The organism is Burkholderia sp. Ax-1720 (genome assembly GCF_011753035.1).
Lineage (GTDB): Bacteria > Pseudomonadota > Gammaproteobacteria > Burkholderiales > Burkholderiaceae > Burkholderia > Burkholderia gladioli.
The window spans coordinates 1-9449 of the sequence record NZ_VWWK01000226.1; the positions used below are offsets into that span (position 1 = coordinate 1).

The 9449-nt window shown below is 65.9% G+C and carries 9 protein-coding genes and 2 pseudogenes; 4 read left to right on the forward strand and 7 right to left on the reverse strand.

Annotated elements, in window-relative coordinates; genetic code table 11:
• From F3J18_RS33160 to F3J18_RS33175, 4 genes are all read left to right on the forward strand, one after another.
• A partial coding sequence (locus F3J18_RS33160; RefSeq protein ID WP_166916339.1) for a DUF3426 domain-containing protein occupies positions 1-347 on the forward strand: 347 nt, incomplete at its 5' end.
• A 76-nt stretch (positions 348-423) separates the two neighbouring features.
• Positions 424-927, forward strand: coding sequence for a thiol peroxidase (gene tpx, locus F3J18_RS33165; RefSeq protein ID WP_013696589.1), 504 nt, complete (start codon positions 424-426; stop codon positions 925-927).
• A 96-nt stretch (positions 928-1023) separates the two neighbouring features.
• A complete protein-coding gene (locus tag F3J18_RS33170; protein ID WP_013696588.1) occupies positions 1024-1962 on the forward strand; it encodes a carbohydrate kinase family protein in 939 nt (312 codons plus the stop codon).
• 22 nt (positions 1963-1984) lie between these two features.
• Entirely contained in the window at positions 1985-2461 is a 477-nt protein-coding gene (locus tag F3J18_RS33175; RefSeq protein ID WP_013696587.1) for a glycine zipper 2TM domain-containing protein, read from the forward strand.
• Between the two features lie 239 nt (positions 2462-2700).
• Here F3J18_RS33175 and F3J18_RS33180 read toward each other — a convergent pair whose 3' ends face one another.
• The 7 genes and pseudogenes from F3J18_RS33180 to F3J18_RS38355 form a co-directional block, all read right to left on the reverse strand.
• Positions 2701-3306, reverse strand: coding sequence for a histone H1-like DNA-binding protein (locus tag F3J18_RS33180; protein ID WP_084152381.1), 606 nt, complete (start codon positions 3304-3306; stop codon positions 2701-2703).
• Between the two features lie 28 nt (positions 3307-3334).
• A pseudogene (locus F3J18_RS38350) lies at positions 3335-3662 on the reverse strand (hypothetical protein).
• 76 nt (positions 3663-3738) lie between these two features.
• A complete protein-coding gene (locus F3J18_RS33185; protein WP_025096829.1) occupies positions 3739-4962 on the reverse strand; it encodes a ribonucleotide-diphosphate reductase subunit beta in 1224 nt (407 codons plus the stop codon).
• 63 nt (positions 4963-5025) lie between these two features.
• Entirely contained in the window at positions 5026-5280 is a 255-nt protein-coding gene (locus F3J18_RS33190) for a hypothetical protein (RefSeq protein WP_124083745.1), read from the reverse strand.
• A 37-nt stretch (positions 5281-5317) separates the two neighbouring features.
• Complete coding sequence (locus F3J18_RS33195) at positions 5318-8302, reverse strand: ribonucleoside-diphosphate reductase subunit alpha (protein ID WP_025096830.1); 2985 nt, start codon at positions 8300-8302, stop codon at positions 5318-5320.
• A gap of 460 nt (positions 8303-8762) precedes the next feature.
• Positions 8763-9347, reverse strand: coding sequence for a 1,6-anhydro-N-acetylmuramyl-L-alanine amidase AmpD (gene ampD, locus F3J18_RS33200; RefSeq protein WP_025096831.1), 585 nt, complete (start codon positions 9345-9347; stop codon positions 8763-8765).
• A pseudogene (locus tag F3J18_RS38355) lies at positions 9344-9449 on the reverse strand (deaminase); the annotation flags it as partial. The pseudogene F3J18_RS38355 and the gene ampD, both read right to left, overlap by 4 nt.

The following is a 9449-nucleotide window of genomic DNA, read 5'->3' on the forward strand; positions in this document are numbered from 1 at the left end:
TCGAGCCGCCGCGCGCGATCGACGGGCTGCGCCTGGGCGCCTCCGACCTGCGCCAGCTCGACGGCCCGCGCGTGCTGGAACTGAAGGTGCCGCTGTCGAATCACGCGAGCATCGCGCTGGCCTGGCCGTCGATCGAACTGACCCTGCTCGATGCCTCGAACCAGGTCGCCGCGCGCCGCGTGCTGCCGCCCGCCGACTACGTGCGTCCCGGCACGCCGCTCGGCGCGGGCCTGGCGGCCGGCGCCACCGAGACGCTGTTCGTGCGCATCGACACGGCGCCGGGCGCGGCCGACGGCGCGCCCGGCATCGCCGCCTCGAATTTCCGCGTACAGATTTTCTACCCGTAAGCGCACGGCGCGCCGCGAGAGGCGCGCCGGCCTCAACCTCGGCGTCCTCGCGACGCCCCCTCTTCGGAGTACGAATATGAGCAAAGTCACCCTGGGCGGCAACCCGATCGAACTGGCCGGCAGCTTTCCGGCCGTCGGCTCGCAAGCCCCCGACTTCAAGCTGGTCGGCCAGGATCTCGGCGAGCTGACGCTGGCGAGCTTCGCCGGCAAGCGCAAGGTGCTGAACATCGTGCCGAGCCTCGACACGCCGACCTGCGCGACCTCGACGCGCAAGTTCAACGAAGCCGCCAGCAAGCTCGCCGACACGGCGGTGGTGGTGGTTTCGGGCGACCTGCCGTTCGCGGCCAAGCGCTTCTGCACCACCGAGGGCCTGGCCAACGTGTCGACCGCTTCGACCTTCCGCGGCGGCCGCGACTTCGCCAATGCCTATGGCGTCGACGTCACCAGCGGCCCGCTGAACGGCCTGACCGCGCGCGCGGTGGTGGTCATCGATGCGAACGACAAGGTCGTCTACACGGAACTCGTCGAAGAGATCAAGAACGAGCCGAACTACGACGCCGCGCTTGCCGCGCTGAAGTAAGTTCTGCCACCGGATCCGGCCGTACGCGCGCCCTGCCTCGGCACGGCGCGCGTCACTCTCATCTGCAGCAGTCCCAACTACTGAACAGGAACGACCTTGGCTACGCTGATTTGCGGTTCGATCGCCTACGACAACATCATGACCTTCGAAGGGCGGTTCCGGGAGCACATCCTGCCCGATCAGGTTCACCTCATCAACCTGAGCTTCCTGGTGCCGACCATGCGCCGCGAGTTCGGCGGCTGCGCCGGCAACATCGGCTACGCCCTGCACGCGCTGGGCGGCGAGGCCCGCGTGATGGGCACGGTCGGCGCGATCGACGCGCAGCTCTATCTCGACCGCTTCGACTCGCTCGGCCTGTCGCGCCAGTTCGTGCGCGTGGTGCCCGACACGCATTCGGCCCAGGCGATGATCACCACCGACCTGGACAACAACCAGATCGCCGCCTTCCACCCGGGCGCGATGATGCAGTCGCACCTGAACCACGCCGGCGAGGCGCAGGGCATCAAGCTCGCGATCGTCGGCCCGGACGGCTTCCAGGGCATGGTCCAGCACGTCGAGGAACTCGCCAAGGCCGGCGTGCCCTTCGTGTTCGATCCGGGCCAGGGCTTGCCGCTGTTCGACCGTGACACGCTGCGGCGCAGCATTGAACTTGCGACCTATCTGGCTGTCAACGATTACGAAGCCAAACTGGTGAGCGACAAGACGGGCTGGTCCGAAGACGAGATCGCGAGCCGGGTCCAGGCCCTGATCATCACGCGCGGCGAACATGGCGCCACGATTCGTCACCGCGACGGCACCGAGCAGATCCCGGTCGTGCAGGCCGAGAAGATCGTCGATCCGACCGGTTGCGGCGATGCCTTCCGCGGCGGCTTGCTGTACGGGATCGAGAAGGGACTGGACTGGGCGACCACCGGCCGCCTCGCGAGCCTGATGGGATCGATCAAGATCGCTCACTCGGGCCCGCAGACGTACACGCTGGGCCGCGCGGAAATCCTGTCCCGCTTCAAGACCGCGTTCGGCTACAGTATCGAATGAGATTTGTTGGAGAAAACCACACATGCTGACCAGGAAAACCCTCACGCTCGCCGCGATGATCACCGCCTCGGTATCGCTCGCAGGCTGTTTCACGCCGCCGGGTTCCGCCGATGTCTATAGCGCCAGCCAGGCGCAGCGCGAACAGACGGTGCGCCTCGGCACCATCGAGAGCGTGCGCGCGGTGCGCATCGAGAGCGATACCGGCGCCGGCTCGACACTCGGCACGCTCGGCGGCGGCGCGCTCGGTGCCGTGGCCGGCAGTGCGATCGGCGGCGGCAAGGGCTCGATCCTGACCGCGATCGCCGGCGGCCTCGCCGGCGCGGTCGCGGGCAATGCGATCGGCCAGGGCATGAGTTCGGCCAACGGTGTGGAAATCACCGTGCGCCTCGATAACGGCGATCTGCGTTCGATCACGCAGGCCGCCACGCCGGAAGTGTTCCGTGCAGGCGATCGCGTCCGACTGCTGTCGAGCGGCGGCGTGACTCGCGTCACGCACTGAGCGAGGAGACCTCAGCGCGCGGCAACAGCCGCGATATCCAGCGCATACGCGATTCGTTTCGCGTATGCGTTTTTTTATGCGCGCGCGAAACCGGCGCCGGACTGAATCGCGAAGGCCTCACCGGGAAACACGCATAAAAAAATCCCGCCACCGGAAACCGGTAACGGGATTCGAGCGGGCCGAGGCATCGACCCGATACTGCATGACTACGGCTTGTGTCGTATCGACGCGAAGGTCGATTACGGACGGCTGCCGGTCGGGAACGGCCAGGCCGCTGCCGGGTTCAGCGCGGTCTTCGCGCCCGAAGCCGGAGCCACCGATGCCGTTGCGGTCGTCGTCGCCGGAGCAGCGGCAGCCTTCTTCGCAGCAGCCTTCTTGGCAGGGGCAGCCTTCTTGGCGGGCGCGGCCTTCTTCGCCGGCGCAGCCTTCTTGGCAGCAGCCTTCTTCGCCGGCGCGGCCTTCTTCGCGGCAACCTTCTTCACCGCTGCCTTCTTCGCCGGTGCTGCCTTCTTGGCGGCAACCTTCTTGACCGCAACCTTCTTCGCTGCGGCCTTCTTGGCTGCCGGCGCCTTCTTGGCGGCGACCTTCTTCACCGCTGCCTTCTTGGCCGGTGCTGCCTTCTTCGCGGCAACCTTCTTCACCGCGACCTTCTTCGCTGCAACCTTCTTCGCAGCAGCCTTCTTGGCCGGTGCAGCCTTCTTCGCAGCAACCTTCTTCACTGCGACCTTCTTCGCCGCGACCTTCTTCACGGCTGCCTTCTTCGCCGGTGCAGCCTTCTTCGCGACCGGTGCGGCCTTCTTCACTGCTGCCTTCTTGGCAGCCGGTTTCTTCTTGGCAGTTGCCATCATTTTCTCCTTCAGGTTCAGATGAGAGTCAGTTCAAACTACACCCTTCGTCAAAACCCGTTTCTCGCGGACGTGTGTTCAGAACGCGCGCTACGAAGCGGGCTATTCATCGGCGTACGCTTCGCAATCGCGCTTACGCTAATGAATACGGTAAGGCGCGCCGTGCCCTGCGGCACCGCGCGCCAGATCAAGTCGGCAGCCGGCGCGCCTCGCGCCGTCGCCCCGAATCGCTTGATAAAGGCGGGAGGCCCCTGGCCTGCCGCCTTTTCCGGAGGGAAGTTTGCCCATCCCACTGAAGGGTTCGCAAAGTGCCTGTCATGTCTGTGCGCCGCACCGGCGCAGGCCATCCTTTGCATCAGGCGTTCTTGCTCCTAAACCTTGGGCCGGGCTCGCGCCCGGCGGATACATCCTTGCTCGCGATGTCGCGCCCGGTCATTCCCAGGACAGCGCGCCGCCCGTCTGATACTCGATCACGCGCGTCTCGAAGAAGTTCCGCTCCTTCTTCAAATCGATCATCTCGCTCATCCACGGGAACGGGTTTTCCTCGTTCGGGTACAGCGCGTCGAGACCGATCTGCTGGCAGCGGCGATTCGCGATGAAACGCAGGTAGCTCTTGAACATCGAGGCATTCAGGCCGAGCACGCCACGCGGCATGGTGTCTTCGGCGTAACGGTATTCGAGCTCGACCGCGTGCTTGAACAGTTCGCGGATCTCGGCCCGGAATTCCGGCGTCCACAGATGCGGGTTCTCGAGCTTGATCTGGTTGATCAGGTCGATGCCGAAATTGCAGTGCATCGACTCGTCGCGCAGGATGTACTGATACTGTTCCGCCGCGCCCGTCATCTTGTTCTGGCGGCCGAGCGCGAGAATCTGCGTGAAGCCGACGTAGAAGAACAGGCCTTCCATGATGCAGGCGAACACGATCAGCGACTTCAGCAACTTCTGGTCCGCTTCCTGCGTGCCCGTCACGAACGCCGGATCGGTCAGCGTGTGGATGAACGGGATCAGGAATTCGTCCTTGTCGCGGATCGAGGTGATCTCGTGGTACGCGTTGAACATCTCGCCTTCGTCCAGGCCGAGCGATTCGACGATGTACTGATAGGCGTGGGTGTGGATCGCTTCCTCGAAGGCCTGGCGCAGCAGGAACTGCCGGCACTCGGGCGCCGTGATGTGGCGGTAGGTGCCCAGCACGATGTTGTTGGCGGCCAGCGAGTCGGCGGTCACGAAGAAACCGAGGTTGCGCTTGACGATCCGGCGTTCGTCCTCGGTGAGGCCGTTCGGATCCTTCCACAGCGCGATGTCGCGGGACATGTTGATTTCCTGCGGCATCCAGTGGTTCGCGCAACCCGCCAGATACTTCTCCCACGCCCACTTGTATTTGAACGGCACCAACTGATTGACGTCGGTCTTGCCGTTGATGATGCGCTTGTCGGCGATGTTGACTCGCTCCTGCGAGCCGGCCGCGCTCGCTTGCGCCGGTGCATACGGAGCGACCGCGAGGTCGCCCTGGAAAATGTCGCGCACCGAAGGAGCCTGATGAGCGGCAGACGCTGCGGCCTGCACACCGACGGCCATTCCGGCGGGGGAGCGCATCGTGTTTTGCTGCGCTCCGCTCGCGGGAGTTACGGCCGCCTTCTCGTCATCCCAGTTGAGCATAAATTCTCACCATCAATTTAGAACGGTTTGTACCATCTTTTCCTGAGCGATAAAAGGGTTCGCTCACGAAAAATCCTGTTTTCGATTCGCGTTGCGACCTCGATACAACACTTTGCGAGGCGCGCGATCGATCGCGATGTGTGTATCGCGAGTGATGCCGTGTGTCTGGAAGATCGCGCGATGCGCGTCGACGTTGCGATCGAGCCGGCTCGATCTTCCTGTCGGGGGCGTTCGCGAACCCGTCGCCGGGTTCGCAAGATACGGATTCCTTATCCGTTTGTAGTCGAGGTCGGCGCGCAGTTCAACCATCGATGTCATCGCGCGCCGCCTTCGCTTCACTGCGTGATGCCGCGTGTTACTGGCAGGCCTCGCATTCCTCGAAGCCCGGGTCGCCCGGACGCATCGTGCAGACCGGGCCGTCGGCCTCGATCGGCGCGGCGCTGAGCGCGCCCGTCGGTGCCGCGCCGCCAGCCGCGCCGAAGCTGCCGGCCGCGCCTTGCGCGCCGCCCGCCGAGCCGCCGCCCATGCCGCCGGAGCTCGGCACCGCGTTCAGCGCGCCGTGCGCCACCGTCGACTTCTCGACGTGGGTGGCCGCCATCGTGCGCAGGTAGTAGGTGGTCTTCAGGCCGCGCACCCAGGCGAGCTTGTAGATCTCGTCGAGCTTCTTGCCCGAGGCGCCCGCCATGAAGATGTTGAGCGACTGTGCCTGGTCGATCCACTTCTGGCGACGCGAAGCCGCCTCGACCAGCCACTTCGGGTCGACCTCGAAGGCGGTCGCGTAGATCGCGCGCAGGTCGGCCGGGATCCGGTCGATGCGCGAGAGCATGCCGTCGAAGTACTTCAGGTCGGCGACCATCACCTCGTCCCACAGGCCGCGTTCCTTCAGGTCGCGCACCAGGTACTCGTTGACCACCGTGAACTCGCCCGACAGGTTCGACTTCACGAACAGGTTCTGGAAGGTCGGCTCGATGCAGGGCGAGACGCCGATGATGTTCGAGATGGTGGCCGTCGGCGCGATCGCGATGCAGTTCGAGTTGCGCATGCCGTGGACCGAGATCCGGCCGCGCAGCGAGGTCCAGTCGAGCGATTCGCTCATGTCGACCTCGACGTAGCCGCCGCGCGCCTCTTCCAGCAGCTTCAGGGTGTCCTGCGGGAGGATGCCGCGATCCCACAGCGAGCCGTTGTAGCTCGAGTAGCGGCCGCGCTCCTCGGCCAGCTCGGTCGACGCCCAGTAGGCGTAGTAGCAGACCGCTTCCATCGAGCGATCGGCGAACTCGACCGCCGCGTCCGACGAGAACGGCGTGCGCAGCAGGTGCAGGCAGTCCTGGAAGCCCATGATGCCCAGGCCGACCGGGCGATGCTTGAGGTTCGAGTTACGTGCCTTGGCGACCGCGTAGTAGTTGATGTCGATGACGTTGTCGAGCATGCGCATCGCCACGCTCACGGTGCGCTTGAGCTTGTCGTGGTCCAGCGCGTAGCTGCCGTCCGCCTGCTTGGCGAGGTGGGCGACCAGGTTGACCGAACCCAGGTTGCAGACCGCGATTTCCGAGTCGCTGGTGTTGAGCGTGATTTCCGTGCAGAGGTTCGACGAGTGGACCACGCCGACGTGCTGCTGCGGGGAACGGATATTGCAGGGATCCTTGAACGTGATCCACGGATGGCCCGTCTCGAACAGCATGCCGAGCATCTTGCGCCAGAGTTGCGCCGCCGGGATCTTCTTGAACAGCTTCAGCTCGCCGCGCGCCACCTTCTCCTCGTAGCCGAGGTAGGCCGCCTCGAACTCGGCGCCGAACTTGTCGTGCAGGTCCGGGCAGGTCGAGGGCGAGAACAGCGTCCAGTCGGCGCCTTCCATGACGCGCTTCATGAACAGGTCGGGAATCCAGTTCGCCGTGTTCATGTCGTGGGTGCGGCGGCGGTCGTCGCCGGTGTTCTTGCGCAGCTCGAGGAATTCCTCGATGTCGAGGTGCCAGGATTCCAGGTACGCGCAGACCGCGCCCTTGCGCTTGCCGCCCTGGTTCACGGCCACCGCCGTGTCGTTGACCACCTTCAGGAACGGCACCACGCCCTGCGACTTGCCGTTCGTGCCCTTGATGTGCGAGCCCAGCGCGCGCACGCGCGTCCAGTCGTTGCCCAGGCCGCCCGCGAACTTCGAGAGCAGCGCGTTTTCCTTCAGCGCTTCATAAATGCCGTCCAGGTCGTCGGCGACCGTGGTCAGGTAGCACGACGAGAGCTGCGAGCGGCGCGTGCCCGAGTTGAAGAGGGTCGGCGTCGAGCTCATGAAGTCGAAGCTCGACAGCACATTGTAAAACTCGATCGCGCGCGCTTCGCGGTCGATCTCGTTGAGTGCCAGGCCCATCGCCACGCGCATGTAGAACGCCTGGGGCATCTCGATGCGGGTGCCTTCGACGTGCAGGAAGTAGCGGTCGTACAGCGTCTGCAGGCCGAGGTAGCCGAACTGCAGGTCGCGGCTCGCGTCGAGCGCCTCGCCCAGGCGCACCAGGTCGAACTGCAGCAGCTTGTCGTCGAGCAGCTCGGCTTCGACGCCGCGCTTGAGGAACTGCGGGAAGTATTCCGCGTAGCGTGCCTGCATCTCGCCCTGCGCGACTTCCTCGCCGAGGATCTCGCGGCGGATCGTGTGCAGCAGGATGCGTGCCGTCACCTGGCTGTAGGCCGGGTCCTTCTCGATCATGGTGCGCGCGGCCAGGATGGCCGAATCGTAGACCTGGCTCAGCGGCACGCCGTCGTACAGGTTCTTCACCGTCTCGGCGACGATCGGATCGGGATTGACGGCGCTGCCCAGGCCCTCGCAGGCGGCGGCGACCAGGCCGTGCAGCGCCTTCATGTCGAGCGGGCGGCTCACGCCCTTGTCGGTCACGGTCAGGCCCGAGCTGCCGGCCGGCGTCTCGACCGGCGCGTCGCTATGGGCGCGCTCGAGGTGACGCTTCTCGCGGTACAGCACGTAGGCGCGCGCGACGTTGTGCTCGCCGCCGCGCATCAGGGCAAGCTCGACCTGATCCTGGATGTCCTCGATATGGAAGGTGCCGCCGTTCGGGCGGCTGCGCAGCAGCGCGCGCACGACGCTCTGCGTCAGCTGCTCGACGAGCTCGCGCACCCGAGCCGACGCGGCGCCCTGGCCGCCGTTGACCGCGAGGAAGGCCTTGGTGACGGCGATCGCGATCTTCGACGGCTCGAACGCCACCACGCTGCCGTTGCGGCGGATCACCTTGTAATCGGCGAACGTCGCCTGCGGCGCGAGCGCGGGCGCGCCCTGCGAAGCCGTGCCAAGAGGGCGGCTCTGGGCGCTCTCGAATTGGGACGTCCCGGTGTCGGTCGTTTGCATGTGCAAAGCTCCTGGTGCTGGATGGTGCGGAGGGATCCGCGGATTTGAACGATTAACGCGCAGTGCGGGGCGCGGGCGGCAGAACGCAAAAGCGGCATGGGCCGCGCGATACCGAGAAGTCGACGTCTGTTTTCGTCATGCGTATCGCGCCCCCTTGCCGCCTGTGTCTGCGCTGTCGCGGCGTGCCGTGCCTGGACGGACGCCGCGCTGAGAATTCCTCCGGCATTCGCTGCCGGCTGGAGCGGATCGCCCTGGTGGCGCCTGCTCTCTTAACACTATATCTAGTGAGAAACCCTTCAACTGGCACCAAGTATAGTGGACGATCGAACGATCTCAAAATGGAAAATTCGAGAGAATTGCGCCCCGCCCGCTTGACATCGAGCGAGTGCAGATGGGGCCTGGGATCGGCCCCGATCGCGCTGCGACGCGTCAGTGCGACGCGCGCGGGAAGACCCCGCGCTTAACGAAGGTAAGGAAACGATGCGCTCGAAAGTCCGGCATCGCTCGCGTAGCGTTGCCAATCGAAGCAGGGGCCGGGATCGGTCTTGCGGCCCGGCGCGATGTCGGCGTGGCCGGCGATCGCCTCGATCGGATAGCGCGCCGCCAGCGCGCGCGTGAGCGTGGCCAGCGTCGCGTACTGGGCCGCCTCGAAGGGGCGCTCGTCGGTGCCCTCGAGCTCGACGCCGATCGAGAAATCGTTGCAGCGCTCGCGGCCGAGGAAGTTCGACGGGCCGGCATGCCAGGCGCGCGCGTCGCAGGACACGAACTGCACCAGCTCGCCGTCGCGGCGGATCAGGAAGTGGGCTGACACATGCAGGCCGCGCAGGTTCGCGTCGAACCACGGATGCGCATCGCAGTCGAGCCGGTTCTGGAACAGCGCCTCGATCGCGTCGCCGCCGAACTCGCCGGGCGGCAGGCTGATGTTGTGCACCACCAGCAGGGTGGGCGGCACGCCGTGCGCGGGCCGCGCCTCGTGGTTCGGCGAAGGCGCGTGGCGCGCGCCGCTCAGCCAGCCGTCGGCGCCGACCCGCAGCGAGTCGCTCACGACGCGTCGCGGCCGGCCGAGCTGGTCTGGCGCGCCGCGTGCTCGGGACAGCAGAAGTACTCGCCGGCCGCCGCGATCGCCTCGCCCTTGGGCGTGTGGACG